At 39.8% G+C, this 23,829-nt stretch carries 22 protein-coding genes; 20 read left to right on the top strand and 2 right to left on the bottom strand.

Features of this window, described 5'->3' with window-relative positions; genetic code table 11:
• Positions 1-276: 276 nt before the first annotated feature.
• The 6 genes from ACFX4I_RS14565 to ACFX4I_RS14540 all read left to right on the top strand — a co-directional run bounded on the left by ACFX4I_RS14565 (position 277) and on the right by ACFX4I_RS14540 (position 5,523).
• The gene (locus ACFX4I_RS14565) at positions 277-1,461 is read left to right on the top strand and encodes a glycosyltransferase family 4 protein (RefSeq protein WP_377421458.1); all 1,185 of its coding nucleotides are present in this window, start codon (positions 277-279) and stop codon (positions 1,459-1,461) included.
• Between the two features lie 20 nt (positions 1,462-1,481).
• Positions 1,482-1,805: a hypothetical protein gene (locus tag ACFX4I_RS14560; RefSeq protein WP_230303767.1), complete on the top strand. Its 324-nt coding sequence runs from the start codon at positions 1,482-1,484 to the stop codon at positions 1,803-1,805.
• A gap of 37 nt (positions 1,806-1,842) precedes the next feature.
• Positions 1,843-3,633 (top strand): glycosyltransferase family protein, encoded by a 1,791-nt coding sequence (locus tag ACFX4I_RS14555; RefSeq protein WP_377421456.1) that lies wholly within the window; start codon positions 1,843-1,845, stop codon positions 3,631-3,633.
• Between the two features lie 332 nt (positions 3,634-3,965).
• On the top strand, positions 3,966-4,457 hold the full coding sequence (locus tag ACFX4I_RS14550; protein ID WP_377421454.1) for a PaaI family thioesterase: 492 nt from the start codon (positions 3,966-3,968) through the stop codon (positions 4,455-4,457).
• A 194-nt stretch (positions 4,458-4,651) separates the two neighbouring features.
• The gene (locus ACFX4I_RS14545) at positions 4,652-5,107 is read left to right on the top strand and encodes a LytTR family DNA-binding domain-containing protein (RefSeq protein ID WP_377421452.1); all 456 of its coding nucleotides are present in this window, start codon (positions 4,652-4,654) and stop codon (positions 5,105-5,107) included.
• A complete protein-coding gene (locus ACFX4I_RS14540) occupies positions 5,107-5,523 on the top strand; it encodes a DUF3021 domain-containing protein (RefSeq protein WP_377421450.1) in 417 nt (138 codons plus the stop codon). Before ACFX4I_RS14545 ends, ACFX4I_RS14540 begins: the two co-directional genes overlap by 1 nt.
• A gap of 99 nt (positions 5,524-5,622) precedes the next feature.
• Here the strand turns inward: ACFX4I_RS14540 and ACFX4I_RS14535 are convergent, their stop codons facing one another.
• Positions 5,623-7,689, bottom strand: a complete 2,067-nt coding sequence (locus tag ACFX4I_RS14535) for a Na+/H+ antiporter (RefSeq protein WP_377421448.1) — start codon at positions 7,687-7,689, stop codon at positions 5,623-5,625.
• A 361-nt stretch (positions 7,690-8,050) separates the two neighbouring features.
• Here ACFX4I_RS14535 and ACFX4I_RS14530 point away from each other — a divergent pair, with 361 nt between their 5' ends.
• From ACFX4I_RS14530 to ACFX4I_RS14485, 10 genes are all read left to right on the top strand, one after another.
• Entirely contained in the window at positions 8,051-9,643 is a 1,593-nt protein-coding gene (locus ACFX4I_RS14530) for a spore germination protein (RefSeq protein WP_377421446.1), read from the top strand.
• Positions 9,640-10,884, top strand: coding sequence for a Ger(x)C family spore germination protein (locus ACFX4I_RS14525; protein ID WP_377421444.1), 1,245 nt, complete (start codon positions 9,640-9,642; stop codon positions 10,882-10,884). The genes ACFX4I_RS14530 and ACFX4I_RS14525 overlap by 4 nt, the downstream gene beginning before the upstream one ends.
• A complete protein-coding gene (locus ACFX4I_RS14520) occupies positions 10,881-11,102 on the top strand; it encodes a hypothetical protein (RefSeq protein WP_377421442.1) in 222 nt (73 codons plus the stop codon). Before ACFX4I_RS14525 ends, ACFX4I_RS14520 begins: the two co-directional genes overlap by 4 nt.
• A gap of 56 nt (positions 11,103-11,158) precedes the next feature.
• A complete protein-coding gene (locus tag ACFX4I_RS14515; RefSeq protein WP_377421440.1) occupies positions 11,159-12,259 on the top strand; it encodes a GerAB/ArcD/ProY family transporter in 1,101 nt (366 codons plus the stop codon).
• A gap of 167 nt (positions 12,260-12,426) precedes the next feature.
• A complete protein-coding gene (locus ACFX4I_RS14510) occupies positions 12,427-13,533 on the top strand; it encodes a GerAB/ArcD/ProY family transporter (protein WP_377421438.1) in 1,107 nt (368 codons plus the stop codon).
• 423 nt (positions 13,534-13,956) lie between these two features.
• Positions 13,957-14,730: an extracellular solute-binding protein gene (locus ACFX4I_RS14505; protein ID WP_377421436.1), complete on the top strand. Its 774-nt coding sequence runs from the start codon at positions 13,957-13,959 to the stop codon at positions 14,728-14,730.
• A gap of 22 nt (positions 14,731-14,752) precedes the next feature.
• Positions 14,753-15,223: a COG4315 family predicted lipoprotein gene (locus ACFX4I_RS14500; protein ID WP_377421435.1), complete on the top strand. Its 471-nt coding sequence runs from the start codon at positions 14,753-14,755 to the stop codon at positions 15,221-15,223.
• 78 nt (positions 15,224-15,301) lie between these two features.
• Positions 15,302-15,856, top strand: coding sequence for an RNA polymerase sigma factor (locus ACFX4I_RS14495; RefSeq protein WP_377421433.1), 555 nt, complete (start codon positions 15,302-15,304; stop codon positions 15,854-15,856).
• A complete protein-coding gene (locus ACFX4I_RS14490) occupies positions 15,857-16,579 on the top strand; it encodes an anti-sigma factor domain-containing protein (protein WP_377421431.1) in 723 nt (240 codons plus the stop codon).
• 381 nt (positions 16,580-16,960) lie between these two features.
• Positions 16,961-17,656 carry a YjjG family noncanonical pyrimidine nucleotidase gene (locus ACFX4I_RS14485; protein ID WP_377421429.1) on the top strand — a complete coding sequence of 232 codons (696 nt, stop codon included), beginning with the start codon at positions 16,961-16,963 and terminating at the stop codon, positions 17,654-17,656.
• Between the two features lie 87 nt (positions 17,657-17,743).
• Here ACFX4I_RS14485 and ACFX4I_RS14480 read toward each other — a convergent pair whose 3' ends face one another.
• A complete protein-coding gene (locus ACFX4I_RS14480; protein WP_377421427.1) occupies positions 17,744-19,042 on the bottom strand; it encodes an MFS transporter in 1,299 nt (432 codons plus the stop codon).
• 449 nt (positions 19,043-19,491) lie between these two features.
• Here ACFX4I_RS14480 and ACFX4I_RS14475 point away from each other — a divergent pair, with 449 nt between their 5' ends.
• The 4 genes from ACFX4I_RS14475 to iolB all read left to right on the top strand — a co-directional run bounded on the left by ACFX4I_RS14475 (position 19,492) and on the right by iolB (position 23,819).
• Positions 19,492-19,671, top strand: a complete 180-nt coding sequence (locus tag ACFX4I_RS14475; protein ID WP_034315231.1) for an IDEAL domain-containing protein — start codon at positions 19,492-19,494, stop codon at positions 19,669-19,671.
• A gap of 591 nt (positions 19,672-20,262) precedes the next feature.
• On the top strand, positions 20,263-20,583 hold the full coding sequence (locus ACFX4I_RS14470) for an antibiotic biosynthesis monooxygenase (RefSeq protein WP_377421425.1): 321 nt from the start codon (positions 20,263-20,265) through the stop codon (positions 20,581-20,583).
• Positions 20,584-21,459: 876 nt separating this feature from the next.
• Positions 21,460-22,929: a CoA-acylating methylmalonate-semialdehyde dehydrogenase gene (locus ACFX4I_RS14465; RefSeq protein ID WP_309519475.1), complete on the top strand. Its 1,470-nt coding sequence runs from the start codon at positions 21,460-21,462 to the stop codon at positions 22,927-22,929.
• 74 nt (positions 22,930-23,003) lie between these two features.
• Positions 23,004-23,819, top strand: a complete 816-nt coding sequence (iolB, locus tag ACFX4I_RS14460) for a 5-deoxy-glucuronate isomerase (protein WP_230303850.1) — start codon at positions 23,004-23,006, stop codon at positions 23,817-23,819.
• Positions 23,820-23,829: the final 10 nt, after the last annotated feature.

Here is a 23,829-nt window from a genome sequence, read left to right as displayed (position 1 = left end):
GACTCCAGTAAATGGATCGTCCTTCTTTATTTTGCTACGAATACTGATCCTCCCGGTTATGTCATTACTGAAATTTAACGAAAACATATAAAAGTTCATGAGAACTTTACTTTTATTTACAGAATTCTCATATTGATGTCAATATTCAGTAATACATGTTTGTTATAATCGATTGACGGTTTTAAATGTGATTGGAAAAGGGTCTTCTAAAAATCCTTCATTTACAGATAAGTAGCAGGCTGATTGAAGATGACTGAATAGTAGGAGTGAACAAAAATGGAGGAATCTATAAATCTATATGAGCTTACATTTAGTGAAGAAGATAGATATGTAATCATTACGAATGCTTATCCACATGAAGATCAGTTATATCGGAATGGGTTTATCCACCGAAGAGTCAAGGCTTATTTGGATGAGGGTTTGAAGGTTGATGTCTTTGTTTTGCATCCTGCCTATAAAAATGCAGAAAAGTATACGTATGAAGATGTGCCTGTTTATCGAGGAGCTGAACAGCATCTGCGCATTTTCTTAAATCATAAAGTACATAAAAAAGCGCTTATTCATTTTGTTAATCCAAAAATGGTACAAGCGATAAAAGAAACGAACACAGATTTACCGATTATCACCTGGATTCATGGATTTGAAACGGAGGCATGGCATAGAAGATGGTTTAATTTTCTTGAAAGCCCTGAAAGCTTGAGGAAGATACTTGAAATGTCGGACGACTATTATGTAGAACAGCTTTCTTTTATGAATTGGTTTTATCAAACGAAGGAATTGGATACAACATTTGTTCATATTTCCAAATGGTTCAAAGAACATATTGCGGAATGTGACGCAAGAGCAGAATCGAAAAATTCAGTAATCATTCCTAATGTAATAGATGACAATCTGTTTTCATTTATGGAAAAGCCAGTTGAAAAGCGGACAAAAGTCCTTTCAATCAGGCCATACGCTTCACGAAAATACGCCAATGATTTATCGGTGAAAGCGGTGTTGGAACTATCGAAGAGACCATACTTCGATAAGTTGGAATTTGCATTTTATGGTGATGGAAAATTGTTCGATCAAACCGTTGAGCCAATCCGGGATTTTGAGAATGTAACGATTCATAAAGGTTTCCTATCTCAGGAGCAAATCGCTGCATTACATAAGGAGTATGGAATTTTCCTTTGCCCGACCCGTTTGGATTCTCAAGGGGTTTCTATGTGTGAGGCAATGTCGAGTGGGCTAGTGCCGATTTCAACAGATATTACGGCAATCCCGGAATTCGTAAAACACGACGTTACTGGCCTTCTAACAAAACCTGAGTCCCCTATCGAAATTGCCGATGCAATAGAGCGTTTATATTACAACTCGGACGTATTTTTAAGAGTGTCAAAACAAGCTTCTCAGTCGATTCGAGAAAAATGCGCGGTAGATGTTGTTATTAAAAGAGAATTGGAGATTATCCAAGGTTAAATGAGGGGAGTTTTTTCAATATGGACGAACGAAACGAATATTGGAAAACTATGTATGAGGAACTTGAATTACAAATGAAAGACATGATGTCCATGACATTGGAGCTCATAGAGGGAAGTGGCACTGAAAAGCAAAAAATAATTGAGAATATTACAAAAGAAAATAATATGCTGCGGGAAGAATTAGAAAAAAGTAAGATGGCCCAAAAAGAAAATATTAAGCTTAACAAAGAAATACGAAGACTTAAGTTATTAGAACACAAATTCAACGTTACATATGCAGGGAAATTCACGTTAAAATATCTTGCGCTTAAATCATCTATTAAAGAACAAATAAAAAAATAAAAATTCATATCAGATTTCAGTCATTGGAGTGAAAACTTTGAATTCACATGAACTAGTTGAAAACAGAAAAATGAAGGTGCTTCTATTTGGCTTTATTGACATGAATTCAATGGATGGATCTGCAGTATTTTTATCTTCCTTAGCATCGACAATTGCTTTAGATTCCAACATCGAAGTTGACTTACTTTTAGCTAGCCCGGTCAAACGTGATATCTTAATTCAGCCTCTTGAGAAATTTGATAATATAACCATTCTCAATCCTTTTGCTGATCCTTTTTTTGAAGCCAACGATGATGAATGGGTAAAAAAAGGTGTCATTGATTTTGATATAGCTGAAATGCTCATTTCTCATTATTGGAGTCAAAAGGGATATGATTGGCTATTTGTAAGAAGCATTGAGACTGTTGAAAAAATAGCAAAGCATAAGCATATCATAAAGAATACATTAGTTTATGCTACAGGATTGACTCACATAGGTCAGGATGTTAATGAAGAAAAATTTGAGAGCATCAAAAATATATATGATCAGTGTGCGTATTTCTTATGCCAAACAGAAGAGATGTGCGAATTTGTCATTGAGATTCTTAATTTGAATAAAGAAAAAAACAAAGTTTCCCTGCTTACCCCGATGATACCGAACGTTGAATCAGCAGAACGGCAAACCCGGTTAAAAAACAAACTTGTATATACAGGGAAATTCGACCCGGATTGGAAGACCATTCCCATCATTACTGCTTTTAAAGAATTAAAACGCGAGATTCCGAATCTATCACTTGATGTAGCGGGGGATAAATTCAAATGGGTTAAGGATGATTCTCAGTTTAAGGAAGAAGCGGCATACCTCCTTAAAAATACAGATGGGCTTACATGGTACGGGGCATTGACAAGGGAGAATGCCCAACAATTAATCGTGAACAGTGATATTGGGATAACCTGGAGAAGTGTGGAAATGGACAGCAGTCTGGAACTGTCTACAAAGCTATTGGAGTATGGGATCTTAAGGAAGGCTGTAATAATGAATCCAACCGAAATGCATATAAAGCTTTTTGGCGAAGATTACCCGTTATATGCTGTTACAGAGAAGGATTTCCGTGACGCTGTCAAATTAGCGCTATGTAATAAGGATATATATGAGTTTGCGGCACAACGAATGTATCAAGTTAGCAGACAGTTTTTATTTTCGGAAGCAATAAAAAAACTGCAAGGACTATTATGGAGTAAACGTATTACAGATTATGTAAATGAAAGTACGGATATGTTTTATATTGATGAAGATGACTTTGATGAACTGAATAAGCATACACCATCAAAAAAAGTGAAAAAATTGCCTGCAGAGTTTAATGTTGACGAAGTTTTCACCTATATTGTCAAAAACATACCTGAAGAAATAAAACGAGTTGAAAAACTGTTTAAACTGTCTGGTTATGGTCAAATCATTTCAGCGGAAAAAGCTGGATGTTATACATTTTTCCACATCCATAAAAGTTATGGAAACTTTGAACAAAATTTTCAAAATAACATGCCATATGTAAAGACCATAGGATTTGAAACCTATGGCAATCCTAAATTAAAACCAAAAGATGTGGAAATTTCAATGAAAGAACGGGTAATTGTCGATAATAAAAACAATGAAATTAAAGTGAAAAATAAAGAATTGGTTAAAGAAGTAAAGCAATTAAAAAAACTGAACACCGTTCAACTTAAACAAATTACTAAGCTAGAAAAACAAAACCTAGCACTTGGACGTAAATATGATTCACTTTCGAAGTCGAAAATGGGTAAAATGACATTCAAGTATTGGGATTTAAGAAAAAGGCTTAACTTTTAATAAGAAGGTAAGCCTGCAATTAGTCAATGCAATGCTAGACAATTCTTAACTATATATTAGTCAAAGGAAAGCTCCTGAATGCTGCATGCTTACAGGGGCCTTTGCATTTATATCGAGAAGGAGCAGGGATCCTTGCAAACTTTTTATGTATGTTGTCGATTTCCACAGTATGTATAAAGCTGCGTCAGTTTACTATTCCATGAAAATTAAAACTTGGACGTAAGCTTAATAAAGATTCATGGAATGACAAAAAAACTATCTTTCAGCAATTATCCAAATAGACCGATTATCCTTTAATGATGTTATAATATTCTGAAAAAGGGGGAGAGTTGATGGAGGGGAATGTGCTAAAAGCGATTCAAGATGATTATCCAGATGCATTTGCATGGTGTTATGGATGTGGTCGCTTAAACAAAGATGGTCATCATTTTCGAACGGGTTGGCAAGGCGAGCAAACAAGGACAATTTATACACCACGTCCAGAGCATATCGCAATTCCAGGGTTTGTTTATGGCGGCTTGATTGCATCTTTAATTGATTGTCATGGAACAGGTTCCGCTGCTATTGCATTGCATCGTAAAAATGGTCATGAAGTTGGAGATGGAGTGGAGCCTCCCAGGTTCGTGACAGCTTCACTGAAAGTGGAGTTCGTAAAGCCAACCCCAAATGATGTGCCATTAATAGCCGTTGGGACGGTTCATGAAATTCATCCTAAGAAATGGAGAATCGAAACAGAGGTTTTTGCCATCGATAAACTTTGCGCCCGTGGAGAGGTTATCGCTGTTGTGATGCCAAGTACTTTTACAAGCAAAGAGAGATCTTAATTAATATAAACGCATTTAAAATCAGAATTAGATTTTATATCAAAGGGCCGTCCAATTATTTGGACGGTTATTTAGTGTATCTGATTATCCATTTCAAGCATGTTATCGCTATAAAGTGGCATGTAGCTGGAAATCACAAGCGAAATATCAAGATATTAATATACTTACAATATAAGCAAAGGGAGGTCGCAGAGATGAAAATAAACGTAGAGATACATGAGGAGATCAAGGCGATAGAGGTGCTTATCCGCAATCACGAATGGAATGAGGAAGTGCAGGAACTGATGGATCGCTTGAAGGAGAGGAAAAGACCGTATTTTGTTGGTAGAAAAGAAGAAATGCAGCATGTCTTCCGGGCAGAAGAAATTATCTGTTTGTTCACAGAGCAAGATTCCATAATGGTGCGGACGAAACAGGGGACTTTCGAAATGAAAGAACGATTATATGAACTGGAAAGGGACCTTCCCGGTAATCAATTCGTGCGATTGTCCAAGTCAGTGATTGTCAATTTGGATGAGTTAAGCAGATTCGAGGCATCTTTCAACGGGACCTTATGTGTGTATTTCCGATCAGGGGAAAAAGAATATGTTTCTCGGCACTATGTTCAAGGAATCAAGAAAGCATTTCAATGGAAAAGGAAGGGATTATGATGAAAACACTATTATACCGTAGCTTTGCTGGGATTTGCTTTGGAGCACTAGTGATGGTGCTGACGTGTTTTGTAGTAATCGGATTTGGGGAGGCCACTGCATTAGACAGTGAAATATTTGTGAAAAACGCGATTGGCTGCTTATTATGTGGCTGGTTCTTCAGCACGGCGACCATCTTGTTTGAAATGGAAAAATGGAGTCTATTATCTCAAACCATTATGCACTTCCTGACTGTCAGCATACTTTACTTCCTATTATCTTTCTTTGTTGGCTGGATTCCATTCAGCTTAAAAGGGTTAGCGATAGGCATTGGGATATTCATTCCATTTTATGTGATCATCTGGGTTATTTTCTATCTTTACTTCCGCTATCAAGTGAAGATATTGAATGATGGATTAGATAAGCGAGGGAATTGATGGGGGATGTACAAGGGATTGATCAGTTAGATTTAAATGTTTATTTACTTAAACGACACCGCTCCCTATTTGAACGGTGTCGCTTTATATTATGTTTTATCAATTTTGTATCATGAGCATTTCATCATAGATTAAGTTTTGTCTAAGCTCAGTCGCCGTTTGCATGGATATTTGCTCATCTTCAACCATTTGCTGAATGATATCACGTTCGATTTGCATCGCATTCAACTGAAAATGACTCACCATCTCTTTAAAGCGATTTGCTTCTTTTTCACTTAATGTTCCGAATGGATTCAAATAACGATTATATCTTTGAATGACAAGCATGACTTCATGACGGTTCTCAGTTGTAGTTTGTTGTTTGATCAATGAAATAGCTTCCTTTGAAGCTTCTTTTTGTGCTTTACGGAACTCCCGGATCAGGTCAGCATTTTTAACGATGGAGTCCTCTAATTTCGCTTTCCATTTCTTATCCCATTTGACATTGATCTTTTTCTTGAAAAGAATGGCCTGCAAATTGATCCAAGCCCTTTTCAGCGAAGATTTTTGCATATAATTTAAGGTTCTTGAGATATATACTTTATAAAGTTCAAAGGCTGTTTCAGATATAGTCCCTTTTTCGACTAATCCAGAAACGACCTCCAATTCCTTGTTGGCACCTAGCTCCACTAAATCGCGTATTGTCCGATTATCCGGTCTATTTGTTATTCCCCGCTCCAAATCTATCAGTTGATCATTTAAATCTTCCATCACTTGATGGACAGCTTTCTGATTATCGATGGTTGCTTCTTTGCTCAGCTGATTGATCGTTTTATTTAAAACAATTTTATAAGCCTCCTCAGGGGTTAGGCGTTCATCTTTGAATTCAATCGGTGTCTTCACCAGTAATGGCAAGAGAACCGTAGCCAATATGACGCTTAACAATATAACGCAAGCTGCGATAAACAAGACTGTATTACGCATCGGGAATAAAGTGTCATCCGGCATAAAATATGGTATGGATAAAGCTGTAGCTAATGTAATGGTTCCATGAATGCCGCTAACGGATGTCAAAAATGCAAATCGTGATCTTGAAACATTCTCCTCATCGGTGTCATGGCTATCTTCTGGATGAACCCTTGACATGATGAATTGCTCTAATGGATTCACTCTGTTTTTCGTAAAAGTATCATGCAGAATGTATACCCAAATAAAACGGATCACCAATAATAAAAGAACAATCAAAACACTTATCCCAAAAAGATTACCCCTATTTAAGCCGGTCTCAATTTCCTGATAAACAATCGGCAACATGAATCCTAATAAAGCAAATACAAGTCCATTTAAAACATAACCTAATACAGACCATGTATTAGTTGATACAATTTGCAGTTTAGTTGTGGAACTCTGAAGGCGGTCCCGCTCGATGCCATGAATTACACCTGCAGCAACCACTGCCAAGATGCCGGATACATGGAATTCTTCAGCTACCATATATATGGCAAAAGGCGTAATCAGTTCAATAACAATGGACATGGTGATTTCTTCAAGTCCATGAACCCGTAAAAATAATCGTAATTTAACGATTAAATAACCCAATAGGATACCTATAAAGATACCGCCTAAAGCTACGAATATAAAATTAAGCGAAGCATCTTTTATAGAAAATACTCCAGTTAAGGCAGCTGCCAAGGCAACTTTAAAAGCAACGATTCCAGCAGCATCATTGAAAAGTGATTCACCTTCAAGGATGGGCATCATATTTCCGGGCAATTTCAATCCTTTTGTAATCGATTGTACCGCTACGGCATCCGTAGGGGTAATCGTGGCTGCTAAAGCAAAAGCAACAGCCATCGGCATATCGGGTATTAACCAGTGGATGAAAAAACCTCCTGCAAAAACAGTCACAAATACTAACCCAAAGGCCAATAACAGAATAGGCTTACGCAATTCAAGCATTTCTTTACGGGACGTATTTTTTCCTTCTGTAAAGAGCAGCGGTGCAATGACACAGATCATGAATAATTCTGAATGAAAATCCAACGATAATTGTAATGGCAATAATGAAAGCACTGCTCCCATGGATATCTGATATATCGGTAGTGGAATACGAGTCCATATGGCATTTAATATTGTAGCGATTATCGTGGAAACTAATAATCCGAGCAATGTGATTAAGAATGACATAGAATCTCCCTTATCTTCTAATGTTTTAGTCTGTTTGCCCATGAAACTTCTATAAAAAGATAAAAAAGCAGAGGTATTTTAAAGCGAATATCCATCCTTTAAAAAATATCCCCTACTTTATGGTCTTGCATATATTGGTCAAAATCCATACTTAAACAGAGACAGTATTTTTCACTAATATGTAGTCTCGGTTTTTTGATATACCCCTTTGTTATTAATTACAAACAGGATATCACAAATGTTTACGTTTTAATCAACTGCTTAAATGAAAATTAAGTTCATGCTGGAATCAGGATTTTCTGTATAAAATACCCTTAATGAAGAAACATAGAAAAATGGAGTTAGAGCGACCTGCAAAAAGATGGGGGTAACCAGCTTGATTCGTAATGTTGGCAAATTGTTAAGAAAAAAGAAGGAAAAAAAATCCCTGGTGCAAAATGATTACCTAGATTCCAAGCCTGCAGATTCACTTGATGCGAATTTCAGTCAAAATGTAGAAACACTTCGTTCTGTTTATGATAATTGCTCGGATGTCATGTTCCGCTCGTTCTTACTTTTCGGAAAGACGCGGGCGATGCTCATTTACATTGCGGGACTCTCAGACATCGAAGCGATAGAGCAATATGTGCTATCTCCACTCATGCAAGAGTCATCAAAAGAATCACAACCATTAAATGAGTTTATTGAACATAAAATGCCCGTTCCTAAAGTGGTAAAAGTGAATATGTTGACGGATTGCATTGAATCGATTTCCTCTGGAAACCCGATCCTTCTATATGAAGGGGGAAGCGATGGATTTTCTTTAGGATTGTCCAAATGGGAAAAGCGAGCGATTGAAGAACCTGTGGCAGAGAGTGGAGTTAGGGGGTCACGAGAGGGGTTTATTGAATCGCTAGAGGTAAATACGTCCCAATTGCGACGTATTATTAAAAGTCCTGCCCTTAAAATACAATCGATGAAGATCGGAACTCTTACCAGGACGAATGTTTCAATTGCTTATATTGATGGACTTGCGGATAAAACACTGATTGAAGAGATTACAACTCGGTTGGAACGAATTAAAATAGACGGTATTTTAGAAAGCGAGTACATCGAGGAAATGATTGAGGACAATCCGTTTTCACCTTTCCCTCAGATCATGTCGACAGAACGGCCGGATGTAGCCTGTTCTAGTTTGCTGGAGGGACGAGCTGTCATTCTTGTAGAAGGAACCCCATTTACTTTAATTGCACCAATATCCTTCTTTTCTTTGATTCAATCACAAGAGGATTATGCTCAACGTTTTATGGCAGGCACTTTTATCCGTTGGTTGCGTTATTTTTTTATGGGATTATCTCTTTTGCTTCCTTCACTTTATGTTGCTATTTTGACGTTCCATCATGAGGCGGTCCCAACCGCCCTCCTGCTAAGCGTAGCAGCATCACGGGAATCGGTCCCTTTTCCTGCAATAGTAGAGGCATTGGCTATGGAAATTACGTTTGAAGCACTAAGAGAGGCAGGGGTTCGATTGCCGAAGCAGGTAGGTTCTGCCGTCAGCATTGTTGGAGCGCTAGTGATTGGTCAAGCTTCCGTACAAGCGGGCTTGGTTTCAGCGCCAATGGTCATTGTGGTTGCAATTACGGGAATCGCTTCTTTTATGATGCCTCGTTATATTGCCGGAATTGCTTTCCGGATGCTGCGTTTTCCAATGATGCTGCTTGCCGGCACCTTAGGACTGCTTGGCATCATGATGGGGATCATCGCCATAGTCATTCACTTATGCAGCTTACGTTCCTTTGGCGTTCCATACTTAGCGCCACTGGCACCGTTAAAAGGTAAAGAGCTGAAAGATGTGCTGTGGAGAGCCCCTTGGTGGATGATGGATTCACGCCCGCGTCTCACAGGGGATTCTAATGTATACCGTCAAGCCCCGGAACAGAAACCAAATCCAAAAAGGGGGAGTGAAACGGAGTGAATAATAGCTGGAGGCGAAAAAGGATATTGGAGAAAGGAAAAAGGCGTCATTTCATGAAAAGCGTCCTTCTTTTGCTCGGTATTTGTGGAACGACCCCTTTTCTAAGCGGTTGTTGGGATCGAGTGGAAATCACTGATTTGGCGGTTGTCACAGCAGCCGCCATCGATAAGAAGGATAATGATCAAATCGAACTATCCGTCCAGGTCTTTATTCCAAGTTCAATAAGTAGCGGAGGAGGTCAAGGAGGGTCCAGTCAAGGGGGGAGTGGGGTTACGACATTGGTGAGATCTGAAAAAGGCGCCAATATTTCAGATGCATTGTCTAAGCTTCAAAGCAAGCTTCCGCGAAGAATATTTTGGGGACATTGTAAAGTATTTGTATTCGGTGAAAAGTTAGCGAAAAAAGGAATTCAAGAGCAACTTGATTTTTTGCTGCGCCATCCGCAGCCGAGAGAGAAAGCAAATATGTATGTCAGCAAAGGGGATGCAAAGCCTATCCTTGAATCTTTGCCGCCCCTGGAAAACTATTCAGGGGAAGTGTTGAGAGAACTATCTGATTTACATATTGGGATGCTGGTCACAATGCAGGATTTAGATGAAATGTTAACCGGTAGGCCTCAAGCGGCCGCAATTCCAATCGTTAAAATATTGCCGCCAGCGAAAGGGCAAACGAAATTACAGGGAATTCCTTACATTGTCGGGACAGCCGTGTTCAAAAAAGATAAAATGACTGGGACGATGACTGAAAAGGAAACCAGAGGGCTATTGTGGTTAAGGGATGAAGTGGAATCATACACCGTGACCTTCCAACCCAAAGGGGTGAAAGGGAAAATATCTTTAAGTCCAGTGACAGCCAAAGTCAAGATCATTCCGCAAATTATCAATGAAAAATGGAAGTTATTAGTGAAAATAAATACAGATGGAGCTGTTATACAAAATGGAACGAATTTGAACCTTTCAAATCCTAAGTCTCTAAAAGCTGCAGAACGAGCCTATCAAAAAGATATAGAAAAACGCATCGAGATGGCTTTTCTGCATATTCAGCATAAGAAAGCGGACATTTTAGGGTTGGGTAAAGATTTCTATAGGAAATATCCTAAACAGTTTAATAAGGTAGATAACCACTGGGATGAGATATTCGCGGAAATGGAAGTGGAAGTCGATGTTGCGGCCCATATTCGAAGACAGGGCTATATAAACAAACCGGCGGGGTTGTCTGAAAATGAGGTGAAGGACAAGTGAGATGGGGGGCTTTTATTTGTACAACCGTGATCGTAGCTTTAATCATTTTGTATGAATGGCCGAAAATGAAACAAAATCCTAAAAAAGATAAAGTGGCATTTGTTACACTGCTCCTCACTGGCTTGGTTCTGTCCATGTTCAACCTCCCACAGATGTCAGGGCCAACTCAATGGGTGGAAACTCTTTTCAGGCCATTTGGAGAGTTTATGGAAAAGTGAGTCTATTAGTGGGTGTTGCGGGATTAATTTCATTCTATTAAGAAAGGAGGAAGCAGATGGAGAAAGGGAAAATTTCGTCTCTGCAGATGGCATTCATGTTGTATCCCGCGATTGTGGCAACGGCTATTCTCGGGGTTCCCAGCATCACAGCGAAATATGCCAAAACTGATTTATGGCTGTCCCCCATTTTTGCTGCGCTCATAGGATATCTGACGGTGTATATCGCTTATAAACTGCACAAACTTTATCCAAAACAAACGGTAATCCAATTCAGTGAACAGATCATTGGTCGGATTCCGGGGAAAATTCTCGGTTTTTTATTCTTGTTTTTTTATATCCAGAACGCGGGGCTAATCCTTAGAGGCTACGCAGAATTTGTTATCGGCTCTTTTCTGGTACGTACCCCGATTAGTGTGATCATGGCATCGATGGCTCTCCTCTGTGCATTTATCGTACGCGGTGGGATTGAGGTGTTGGGAAGAGCTGCCGAATTGTTTTTACCGGTTTTCATTTTTCCAATCATTATCGTAATCCTTTTGCTGATTCCTGATCTTGAAGTCAAGAATATATTCCCGGTATTGGCGGATGGAATGATGCCTCCAATCAAGGGTGCGATTGTACCGGGGGGATGGTTCAGCGAGTTTTTCCTGATCATTTTTCTCCTTCCTTTTTTAGCGGATATGAAAAAAGGGATGAAATCCGGGATGATGACTGTGTTTGCCGTGATGATGACGTTAATTGTGGTGAATCTCATGGTTCTTTTTGTACTTGGGTCAACAACATCCACAAAACTTTACCCCTTGATGAATGCATCTCGGTCCATCAGTTTTGCCGACTTTTTTGAACATGTGGAGTCCGCCGTCATGGCGGTATGGATAGTAGGAGCGTTTGTGAAAATTTCCGTGTTTTATTATGTATCTGCCTTGGGTACAGCGCAGTGGCTGAATCTCTCCGACTATCGGCCTGTTGTATGGCCGGTTGGGATTTTGATTGTTGTATTTAGTCTTTGGTCGTTGCCTAACTCGATAGATGTTAGCCGTAATGATATCAACGTCTTCCCTTTACAAGGAATTTTGATGCAAACGATCATTCCTCTGTTATTGTTGGTGATTGCTGTTGTAAGGGAAAGAAATCGTAAAGAAACCGAAACCGGCTGACTTGGCGTTTATCGATAAGGTGCTATCTATGTTCGGACTCGCGCAGAGGGCAGGACCAACTGAATGGATTGCATCTCTTTTTTTAGCCGTTTGAGGGGTTTAAAGAAAATCTATCGGTGGATTGCGTGATTTCAAATTTCCATACCATTACAGAAAGGAGGAAGATGATGGAGAAAGGAAAAATTTCAGCTTTACAAATGGCATTCTTGATGTATCCAACGATTGTGGCAACGGCTGTTCTCGGTGTTCCAAGCATCACAGCGAAATATGCTAAAACTGATTTATGGCTTTCCCCCATTTTGGCGTCTCTCATCGGGTATGCGACGGTGTATATCACTTATAAACTTCACAAACTTTATCCGAAACAAACGGTTATCCAATTCAGTGAACAGATAATTGGTCGGATTCCGGGGAAAATTCTCGGTTTTTTATTCTTGTTTTTTTATATCCCGATCACAGGGCAGATCCTAAGAAGTTACGGGGAATTCATTGTCGACTCTTTTCTGGTCAAAACCCCGATTAGCGTGATCATGGCATTGATGGTACTCCTTTGTGCCTTTATCGTACGCGGAGGGATAGAGGTGATGGGGAGAGCTGCCCAATTGTTGGTTCCCGTTTTTATCTTTCCAATCCTCATTTTAATCGTCCTCCTGGGCCCTGATCTTGAATTTAAGAATATATTCCCGATATTGGGGAATGGAATTATGCCTCCAATCAAGGGCTCGATTGTACCGGGTGGATGGTTCAGCGAGTTTTTTCTGATGATTTTTCTCCTCCCTTTTTTAACCGATATGAAAAAAGGGATGAAATCCGGGATGATGTCTGTTTTTGCCGTGATGATTACGTTAATTGTGGTGAATCTTATGGTTCTTTTTATACTCGGGTCAACAACATCAACAAAGAATTATCCCGTGATGAATGTATCTCGGTACATCAGTTTGGCCGACTTTTTTGAACATTTGGAGTCCGCCATCATGGCCGTATGGATAGTAGGAGCGTTTGTCAAAATTTCCGTGTTTTATTATGCGTCTGCTTTAGGTACCGCGCAGTGGCTGAATCTCTCCGACTATCGTCCTGTTGTATGGCCGATAGGGATATTGATTGTAGAATTCAGCTTTTGGTCGTATCCTAGCTCTATGGATGTCAGTCGATATGATGTCATCGCCTTCCCTTTTCATGGAGTTTTGATGCAAACGATTATACCTCTGTTATTGTTGGTGATTGCTGTGATTGGGAAAAGAAAAAGACAGAAAAAGGGAAGCAATTCAAGCTAAACTTTTTCTTCCAATTCTTTGATTGAAGATGCTTGAAAAAAGTATGGGCATGAAAATAGGCAAAAGGAGCTCTATCTTAATGTTAAAACAAAGTTGATTGAAAGGTATGAGACCCCTTGCTTAGAAAAGCGCTTCCATGGGAGAACCCGCAGACGCAATGGCGCCGAGGGTCCTAGGTTCCAATCAACGGCCAAATTTAAAAACTTATAAAATGTAGAAAGACTCAATTATTATGGTGTTTGTCTACAGTCTGCAACCATTCCGTTTTCGAATGGTTTTTTTGTTGAGAGAAAGAGTTAAAAATGGAGATCACAGATGTATTTTGCAGCAAGTTAAAAATAATTAGCAATTTTTTCAAACCGTTTGGAAGTTTGTCCCGTTATCTATAGTACAAAGGCTTTTTAGAAGGGAGAGAAGAAAGACTTGAAAAAGGTCATTTTTGTCGGGTGGATATCATTGATGGCAGTCTTGTTAGGATTTTCACCGGAAATGGGTTCGAAACGGGGGCAAGCTATTAACGATGTCGTAAAAGTATACGGTCCAGGTGGCCCTCTTGGACCTATCAAGGAAGTGGCGGAACGATTCACCAAAGAAACGGGGATAAAAGTTGAAGTTACAGCGGGACCCGAAGAAAAATGGTTTGATCAAGCCAAACAGGATGCGGATATCATTTACGGAGGGTCCGAGTATATGCTGACTCAATTCATGCATGATCACCCGGAGGTCCTTGATGAAAAAAAACGTACAGAGTTGTATGCACGGTCAGCTGGAATTCTGGTTAGAAAAGGAAACCCAAAGAATATACAGTCATTTGAGGATTTAACGAAGAAGGGCGTAAAGATTGTAGATGTTAATGGAGCCGGGCAACTGGGGCTATGGGAAGATTTGGCTGGGAGAAAAGGGTTGATCCCTGGAATTAGCAGGAATATTGACATTTCAGTGAAGTCCAGTGCAGAAGCTATCGATCTATGGAAGGCAAATTCTAAATTGGACGCCTGGGTTACATATGAATCCTGGCATTACCGTCTGGCGGATGTGACGGACCTGGTTCAACTTCCTGAGGAAGACAAGCTCTATAGAGGGACCCCGGTAAGCATAACAAGTAAGAGTGAAAACAAGAAAAAAGCAAAACAATTCATTGATTATCTTAAAACGGAAGAATCCCATCAAATATTTCAAAAATGGGGATGGAAGTAAAATTTATGAGGAGTGAGAGTATATGAAAAAGTGGATGGTATTTTCAGTTTTTATGATGGTCTTAGTTTTGGCGGCATGTGGAAATGAAGCTGATGATTCACCCCAAAATGATCAAGTGGTTAATGGTACTGCCGATGAAAAAGCAGAAACCCTAAAATTATTGGAAAGTGAAACAACAGGCGAATACCTGGCTGATTCCAAGGGAATGACACTTTACTTTTTCAAGAATGATAAGTCAGGAAAAAGCAATTGCATGGATGATTGTTTCAAAAAATGGCCGCCGTTCATGGAAAGGGATTTTGCTGTCCCTAAAGGATTTGAGGAAAAAGACTTTGGAACCATTAAAAGAGAAGATACAGGGGAAGAGCAGGTAACCTACAAAGGATTTCCACTCTACTATTTTGTGAATGATAAGGCAGAGGGAGATGTCAATGGCGAAGGTGTGAAAAATGTTTGGTATATTGTAAATAACAAGACGGTTTTTCCAAAATAAGAAAAAAGGGACGACCACTGATGGTCGTTCCTGTTATACGTTTTTTCCAAATTTACTTGTGAGGAGTTGCAGGTGCGATTGAAAGAAAAACTTGATAAGGAATTGATGGCATTAGTAATGAAAAAGCATCGTCCTGCTCTGGAAGAACTTTATGACCGGCATATTAAATTAATTTATGGTTATATTTTTAAGTTCACAAATGGAAATGCTGAAAAAACGAAGGAGATTGTGCAGTTGGTCTTTTTAAAGCTCTGGACCACAAAAAGCAGTTACAATTCCGAAAAGGGGCACTTTGTAAGCTGGCTTTTGACCGTTACACGAAATGTGTGTGTGGATTATGTCCGTAAAGACAGCGTTCATATCCGGAATAACAAACACATGGACATGAGCCATCCAATAGACATGGAAGATCCTAATAATGATATAGAAAATGGGCTATTACACAGTGAAATTGCCAATGCAAAAAGTAAGTTAAGCAAGCCGCAAAAAAGGCTGATTGATTTACTGTATTGGAAAGGGTACTCGTTAACGGAAATTGCCAAAATTGAAAATGAACCGATTGGTACCATCAAGAGCAGACTTCATCAGTCACTTAAATTGTTGAAAAAGTATTTGGAAGTAGGTGGTTTGTAAATGAATACAGAGTGCGCTAACCTACTTTCATTTTTATCGGGTGAACTGGGAGAAAAAGAAAAAAAGGCATTCACGGAACACTTAATGCACTGCTCTGAATGCACTAGGGAGTATGAACAAATGACAGAAGCCTGGAATTCATTGAAATGGGATTTCGAAGAAATAGAACCTTCTTCTTCCCTGAAATCAGAGGTTATGAATTTTGTCTTTGAGACGGATGATGAAGTTCCGGTGAGAAGGGAAAAGAATTGGAGTAGTTTTTTCTTTAAGCAGTTTACACCAGTAACTTCAGGTCTCTTGTTGGCCGCACTGGTTTTGGCGTTTGTGCTGTTATATTCCAATATTCAACTGAAAAAAGAACTTGCAGCTATGAATCTGCCAATGGAGGTTAAAACGTCGCTATCTTTGCAGCCTGCCGATAAGACCGCTGTAAATATGAATACGGACGGTGCTGCATACATTTTGCAGCAAGGTGAAGAAAGAAGGTTAATCGTACAGATTCAGAATTTGCCTAGCCTTCAAGAGTCCGAGGTGTATCAGGTGTGGTTGCTGAAAGATGGAAAACGGACAAACGCAGGAACCTTCAAGCCTGATGAAGCCGGCACAGGATCATTGACATACAAACTGTCCATTAATGATAAATTCAATCAAATTGGCATCACAAGAGAACCAGATTCAAATAGTACAAAGCCGAGAGGCGAAAAAATAGTAGGATCTTCTTAAAAGTAAGAGACTTTCCGCAAAGGGGAAGTCTCTTATTTTCTGTTCGTACCTGAATTTAATAGCTAAGTGATTTAAACAAGAAGAAGTCGCGATTTACAATGGAAGCTCGTATGAATTGGAATATAAGTGTTTACCATTCAACATCGATCACTAGCAACGAATAACAAGCATATCGGTTGGGGGCAAATGGACTGTTTAAGGATAGACAAACATTGTCATTTTCATTTTCATGGTACCTATTTATTCATTAAGTCCTCACAGTACTCCAAGGATAGCCTTTAAAAGCTATCCTTTTTGTAGTTTTCAACCATGAATTTGCATAATTAATACGTAACTTAAGGAAATGTGTTAAGTTGGACTAAAATGATTATGGAGGCAGCGATGAAATACGAGATTATCTTATTTGATGTTGATGATACATTGCTAGACTTTGGGATATCGGAAAAAAAAGCACTGCATGAAGTCTTCTTGGAGTTCGGTTTGCCCACAGGGGCGGAGGATTATGCGGGATGCTACCAAGAAATCAGCCAGGTATTATGGAGGGACTTGGAACAGGGGCGTATTGATTTAACAAATCTGGGAGTGGAAAGGTTCAAGCGACTGTTCCTGAAGCATGGGCTTGATATTGATGCGGATGCATTCAGCTGTTCGTACCTTGGACATTTGGGAAAGGAAATACATCTCCTGCCCGGGGCTTTAGAGGTTTGCGAGAAGCTTGGAGGATGCCGGCTGGCTATTATAACAAATGGCTTCACGACAGTGCAGACAGCAAGAATCGGGGGGTCACCCCTTTGCAATACCTTTGAGACTTTGATAATTTCCCAAGAGGCTGGGTTTCAGAAGCCTGATAGAGGGATTTTTGATTATGCATTTTCCAAGTTAAAGATCACGGATAAATCGAAAGCGTTGATGGTGGGTGACTCCTTGACATCAGATATACAGGGCGGTTTGAATTATGGAATGGATACATGCTGGTACAATCCCCATCAAAAGGATAATAATCTGGGAATCAAGCCCACATATGAAATCCGGACGCTTTCTGATCTTTTGGAGATTGTAGGAAGTAAGGAAATATAGCAAGTTATATGGCTAAAAAACAGAGGCCGCTCGTCCGATTGATAGGACGTGCAGCCTCTGTTTTTACTCATGCCAGAGATTTTATAATCAGTTCAAATCCAGCTCATGTGGTTTGAGTGTTTGATCCTTTTCCATCCTTCTGCTGAAATGCGGTGATAATATACAAAGCGCCAGGGAAATTGCGAGACCTGCCATCATGAATCCGCCAAATACCAAAGGGGATGGGCCATATGATTCAGCCATGGCAGTCCAGATGAGCGGACCGAAGCCTGCAAATGCTGCCGCGACCTGATAACCGACAGATAATCCAGTATAACGGACCTTGGCTGGAAAGAGCTCCGAGAATAATGTCCCTTGTGTAGAAAAAATGGCTCCCCAGATGACGCCGAGTACAACTGCCTGCATAATGTAGAACCAGCCGACCCCACGCCCAATCATTGTGAAATATGGGATGGCCGAGATGAAAAGGAGAATCAGGCCCCCAAAATAGATGATTTTTCGATTGATGAAATCTGAAATGTAACCAATGACAGGAATGGTAATTAGCATTGTAGCGCAGCCAATCGTTAAACCGGTAAGGGCTGAATCTTTGGAATAACCAAAATACAGTGTAGTAAAGACGAGAACATAGGACATGATGAATACATTGAAGAACCCGTCCCCAATTTTTAGTCCGATCACTTGCAGCACACTTCTCCAATCGTGTTTCAACGTTTCAATAATGGGAACTTTCGCAAGATCACCGCTATCTTTCTGCTGCTGGAATTCCGGCGTTTCTTCAATGCCACTCCTTACCCAGATTGCCAATGCAATCAGTACACCGCTTAAAAGGAATGGAATTCGCCAACCCCAAGCTGAAAATTGGGCATCGGTAGTCAAGGAACTGATAAGGGTTAGGCTGAATGAACCGGCAACCAAACCGATGGGGACCCCCAGTTGGGGAATGGATCCATATAACCCACGGACACCCTTTGGAGCAGATTCCGTTGCCAATAGGATGGCTCCGCCCCATTCACCCCCCAAGGAAATTCCTTGAATCAACCTCAGCACCACCAAGATGGCGGGGGCGGCCAACCCAACCTGGGCATATGTGGGCAGAACACCGATAAGCATTGAACTCCCTCCCATACCAATAAGGGTGAACATGAGTGCTGCCTTCCGTCCGATGCGATCACCCATATGCCCGAATAGGATACTTCCGATTGGACGGGCAGCGTAACCAGCCCCGAAAGTGACAAAGGCGAGAAGAAGTGAAATCGCAGGATCATGATTGGGAAAGAATAGAGTTGTAAAAACTAGGCCTGTTGCTGTCCCGTATAAATAGAAATCATACCACTCAATAACGGAACCAGCTAAACTAGCGAAAAGAACTCGGCTTTTTTTCATGGAAATGCTCCTTTAATGCGTAGTTTTTCATCAAAATTGTTTACAGCAATAAATAAAGCTGAAATGAACAAAAAAGATGGTTAAGGAATATAAGTAAAAAACTGGATTATTTAGATTATTTTAGAGGGCTTATCCATGCTGGTCAATATATTTCTGATTTTTCTGAAAAAATGAAACGAATAACTTAGCTTTCATCACCTGTATTGGAATATAATTCATTCTAAAGTAACGGAAATACGATTTGATCTTCCCGGATAAAATGAAAGAGTTTTAACTAAGGAGGAGAATTAATCTCATAAGATTTAGTATTTTTTATGTATAGAAGAGTGGCAAAGTGGAAATCATGTGGATAAGGAAATGAAAAAGACGAAAGGATAAGATTTCAAGAAATAATAATAATCTCCGAGTTATTTAGTATAATAGAAAAAAGGTTAAGGAGTTGGTTTCGTATGGAGAAGCAATTGCCAGGAACATCGCTTGAACCTGAAGAGATGGCTGAAATGGTTTTAAAAAAGGCCCTTAGTGATTATCGGAAAGCACAAATTGAAAAAGAAATCGATGACTCATTAAGAAATCGTGATAAGGAAGAGTTCCTTCGTTTAACTGAAATATTGAAAGGCATTTCATGAAATTTCATACACTGTGAACAAGACAAGTAGTAATGATATTGAAAGTACACCTAAAAGCCAGCACAGTTTGATAACTTAAATATGATGAAGATGAAGCTTTATATAACTGGAACATTCTAATTAAATAGCAATCTATAGTATTATAATATTTTACATTGTAAGCGCTTTCTTGTATAATCAAATAAAGAAAACGATGGAGAGTAGATGTAAGTGGACTAATGGCGGGATACACAGGTATTAGTGGCTGAAATGTTCATGCACCGGGAGAATAACTAAAAGGGGGAAAAGATATGAAAAAGGATGGAGTGTCGTTAATTGAATTTGTTCAGGAGGATCGATTTGAACTCAACTCCTACATTACTTCTTTATTTAACAAACTGAATGACTATGTTCCCAAAAGTCTTAAAGATAAAAGGTGAATGACAATAAAAAATGGGTCAGGAAGATCTGCATGACTTCCTGATTCATTTTTTATTTTGTTTTTGGGATTTAGAGTTCTGAGGTCCCAAGACAAAGGTACAATAATTAACAATGAGAATCGTTATCGACTAAAATGATTCATTATTAGTATATCGATTGGAGTTGTTCATATTGTTCGTTCAGATGAGAAAAATGGTTGTAAAAGAAGGAAATGCAGAACAAGTAGTAAAACGGTTCAGTGGGGAAGGGATCATTGAAAAGCAGGAGGGGTTCATCGATTTAAGTGTGATCGTGAAAAAAGTGCGACGCGGCGATGAAGAGGTCATCATTATGATCAATTGGGAGTCGGAGGCACATTGGAAGCAGTGGGAAAAGAGTGAGGCCCATATCGCAGGCCTTAAAGCAAACCTTGGGAGACCAAAGCCTGAATATATCGTCAGTTCGGAAGGATCATTATATGAAGTGAAGGCTATTAAAAAGGCAGTGAAATAACGGACTAGCCTTTTTTTAGATTCCGTACATTAGAAAAGTTAACATACTGGGTGGAATATCCCATTTCTCAACTACCGCGTCGCAAAGGGATGCGGAATGATGACCGTTCACATACAATAGCTTACCTTCACTAAAATTCAGGCTCCCATTATGGGTGCCTCTTTTTTTTATGAATTCATCTCAAAATAGGATATATGTAATTCCAATTCTGTTGATATAGTAAAATATCTTTTATTTTCATTAAAATGGAGATATTCATGGAACTGTAAAGAAAAGGGGAGTAGGAAGTTAGTCTGAAAAGTTTACACATATGAAATAAATAGGGATGTTGTTCTTAGGTTAGCTGGAATTCCTATGATAAAGTCAATTGAGCTTAGAAATATTAATATACCAAAATACCATTAATAGATATCGATAAAGTATTGGTTAGTTTTTAAGAACCCCTGGAGATGTTTTTATTAAATATTCAAGCCTATTTCCATATCCATCAATGTTTTGAAGTGCGAAGAAGAGAGAATATTATAAAAAATCCAAAAAAAAGTGTTTACAGGGAAAAAATTTCATTGTAGTATTTCCTTATAAAGTAAATGAAATCGATTTCATCGAATCAAGATTGTGTACAAGCTACAACATAAGTGGGAGTGGATCGATCCTTACCTTTTCTTCAGGTGGACCTCCTGAAAGAAATGAAATCGATTTCATTACCAGATTAACAGGCTTTGATATTTGGATTGAGCTAGAAATCCAATTGATTGATCCTAGAAAGAAACATGGATGGATTTTTTCTATAGTCAAATGAAATCGATTTCATTTGACGACGATACTTATGCTGGCCTTGATGATCAACAAAAAACTTTATTTTTAGGAGGAAAAAACATGTCTTCAGTAACACATGAGGTGAAAAAATTAAAAAACTATATAAATGGTAAGTGGATTGAGTCCACTTCAAAGGAAACGGAAATTGTGTTTAACCCTGCAACTGGTGAGGCGATTGCCGAGGTGCCACTTTCAACTAGGGAAGATGTGGATCGTGCGGTTCAAGTGGCGGATGAGGCTTTTAAAAAGTGGTCGCAGGTTGCTGTCCCGAAAAGGGCTCGAATATTGTTCAAATATCAGCAGCTCCTTGTGGAAAATTGGGAAGAACTTGCTAAACTGATCACTATCGAAAATGGTAAAAGCCTATCGGAATCTATTGGTGAAGTACAGCGGGGCATCGAGTGTGTCGAGTTTGCTGCGGGTGCACCTACACTGATGATGGGCAAGCAGCTTCCGGATATCGCGACAAACATTGAATCGGGTATGTACCGTTACCCAATCGGTGTAATCGGCGGCATCACCCCTTTTAACTTTCCTATGATGGTCCCTTGCTGGATGTTCCCGCTTGCGATCGCATGTGGCAATACATTCGTGTTAAAGCCATCTGAACGTACACCATTGCTTGCAGCACGCATTGTTGAACTGTTTGAGGAAGCAGGTCTTCCTAAAGGAGTACTGAACATTGTTAATGGAGCACATGATGTGGTTAATGGGCTTCTGGAGCATAAAGATGTGAAAGCTATCTCCTTCGTCGGTTCACAGCCAGTTGCAGAATATGTGTATAAAACAGGCACGGCTAACTTGAAGCGCGTGCAGGCTCTTGCGGGAGCGAAGAATCACTCGATTGTCTTGAAAGATGCAAATCTTGATATGACAGCCAAGGAAATAACAAGTGCGGCTTTTGGGTCTGCCGGTGAGCGTTGCATGGCCGCTGCGGTTGTTGTCGTAGAAGAAAGTGTAGCGGACGAGCTAGTTGGAAAATTGAAACAGGCAGCAGATGCCATTACGATCGGTAATGGTCTGGATGACGGAGTTTTTCTTGGTCCGGTGATCCGGGAAGGAGCTAAAAAGAGGACCATCGATTACATCGAATCAGGTATAGCTCAAGGTGCGACACTTGTACGTGATGGCCGTAAAGATGAGGCAGCAAGCGGCAATGGATATTACCTAGGGGCGACGATTTTTGATCATGTCACACAGGAAATGAAAATCTGGCAAGATGAAATTTTTGCACCAGTGCTCTCCGTTGTCCGTGCTAAAGATTTAACGGAAGCCGTTGAGATAGCCAATGCTTCAGCACTGGCTAACGGGGCTTGCCTATATACGGACAGTGCTGCTGATGTACGCCAATTCCGTGAAACGGTACATGCCGGGATGTTGGGCATTAACGTGGGTGTTCCAGCACCTATGGCATTCTTCCCATTCTCTGGATATAAAGATTCATTCTATGGTGATCTTCATGCAAATGGAACCGACGGTGTGGAGTTCTATACACGTAAAAAAATGGTGACTGCACGCTACGTGAAATAAGTGAAACGAAAAAGACTTTGCAAGATGGCCCGTTTGGATACGGGCCGGATTTTTTGAAAACCAAGGAGGTACATATGAGTAAACTGCTTCAAAAACCGGTAAAAAAAGAGGTCGCTGAAGGTGTTACAGTCGTTCAAGCAGTAACGAAAGGAAATTCTCCTTTAGAATTTGTTGAATTCAAAATAGTGGAGTTGGTTGCTGATGCCGAATATTCTGAATTGTTAAATAAAACAGAATGCTGCATTGTCGCTCTTACAGGAAAAATCAATGTGGCTGTAGGCGAAAATGTATACCGTGATTTAGGCACACGCGATAGTGTATTTGATAAAGTGCCGACTGATAGCATTTACGTGTCAAATGATAGAGGCTTTAAATTGGAAGCGATAACCAAGGCCAGAGTTGCTCTGTGTTATTCGCCTTCTGATAAGCAACTTCCGACTAAATGGATTAAAGCGGGGGATGTTGAAGTGGAACATAGGGGCATTTTGAGCAATAAGCGGATGGTGCATAATATATTACCGGATTCAGCTCCGTATGCGAATAGCCTTCTGGTGGTTGAAGTATATACAGAAAGCGGAAACTGGTCGAGCTACCCTCCGCATAAACATGATCAGGATAACTTACCAAATGAGTCGTTATTGGAAGAGTCCTATTATCATGAAATGAACCCGCCTCAAGGATTCGTTTTTCAGCGAGTATATACAGATGACCGTTCGATTGATGAGACCATGTCGGTTGAAAACGGCGATGTCGTACTTGTACCGGCCGGTTATCATCCGGTAGGAGTGCCTGACGGTTATGAATCCTATTACTTGAATGTTATGGCCGGTCCGACAAGGACATGGAAATTTTTCAATGATCCCGAACACGAGTGGATCCTGAATCGTTAAAGGAAAAGGA

Source organism: Peribacillus sp. YIM B13472, from assembly GCF_042788005.1.
Taxonomy (GTDB): domain Bacteria; phylum Bacillota; class Bacilli; order Bacillales; family DSM-1321; genus Peribacillus; species Peribacillus simplex_E.
This window is presented reverse-complemented; position numbering and strand designations above follow the sequence as displayed.

What these genes read in the sequence shown, in the direction of transcription:
- ACFX4I_RS14565 (WP_377421458.1), top strand. Translation starts at nt 277, where the DNA reads ATGGAGGAATCTATAAATCTATATGAGCTTACATTTAGTGAAGAAGAT.
- ACFX4I_RS14560 (WP_230303767.1), top strand. Translation starts at nt 1,482, where the DNA reads ATGGACGAACGAAACGAATATTGGAAAACTATGTATGAGGAACTTGAA.
- ACFX4I_RS14550 (WP_377421454.1), top strand. Translation starts at nt 3,966, where the DNA reads ATGGAGGGGAATGTGCTAAAAGCGATTCAAGATGATTATCCAGATGCA.
- ACFX4I_RS14545 (WP_377421452.1), top strand. Translation starts at nt 4,652, where the DNA reads ATGAAAATAAACGTAGAGATACATGAGGAGATCAAGGCGATAGAGGTG.
- ACFX4I_RS14540 (WP_377421450.1), top strand. Translation starts at nt 5,107, where the DNA reads ATGAAAACACTATTATACCGTAGCTTTGCTGGGATTTGCTTTGGAGCA.
- ACFX4I_RS14535 (WP_377421448.1), bottom strand. Translation starts at nt 7,689, where the DNA reads ATGTCATTCTTAATCACATTGCTCGGATTATTAGTTTCCACGATAATC.
- ACFX4I_RS14530 (WP_377421446.1), top strand. Translation starts at nt 8,051, where the DNA reads ATGGGGGTAACCAGCTTGATTCGTAATGTTGGCAAATTGTTAAGAAAA.
- ACFX4I_RS14515 (WP_377421440.1), top strand. Translation starts at nt 11,159, where the DNA reads ATGGAGAAAGGGAAAATTTCGTCTCTGCAGATGGCATTCATGTTGTAT.
- ACFX4I_RS14510 (WP_377421438.1), top strand. Translation starts at nt 12,427, where the DNA reads ATGGAGAAAGGAAAAATTTCAGCTTTACAAATGGCATTCTTGATGTAT.
- ACFX4I_RS14500 (WP_377421435.1), top strand. Translation starts at nt 14,753, where the DNA reads ATGAAAAAGTGGATGGTATTTTCAGTTTTTATGATGGTCTTAGTTTTG.
- ACFX4I_RS14490 (WP_377421431.1), top strand. Translation starts at nt 15,857, where the DNA reads ATGAATACAGAGTGCGCTAACCTACTTTCATTTTTATCGGGTGAACTG.
- ACFX4I_RS14485 (WP_377421429.1), top strand. Translation starts at nt 16,961, where the DNA reads ATGAAATACGAGATTATCTTATTTGATGTTGATGATACATTGCTAGAC.
- ACFX4I_RS14480 (WP_377421427.1), bottom strand. Translation starts at nt 19,042, where the DNA reads ATGAAAAAAAGCCGAGTTCTTTTCGCTAGTTTAGCTGGTTCCGTTATT.
- ACFX4I_RS14475 (WP_034315231.1), top strand. Translation starts at nt 19,492, where the DNA reads ATGGAGAAGCAATTGCCAGGAACATCGCTTGAACCTGAAGAGATGGCT.
- ACFX4I_RS14465 (WP_309519475.1), top strand. Translation starts at nt 21,460, where the DNA reads ATGTCTTCAGTAACACATGAGGTGAAAAAATTAAAAAACTATATAAAT.
- iolB (WP_230303850.1), top strand. Translation starts at nt 23,004, where the DNA reads ATGAGTAAACTGCTTCAAAAACCGGTAAAAAAAGAGGTCGCTGAAGGT.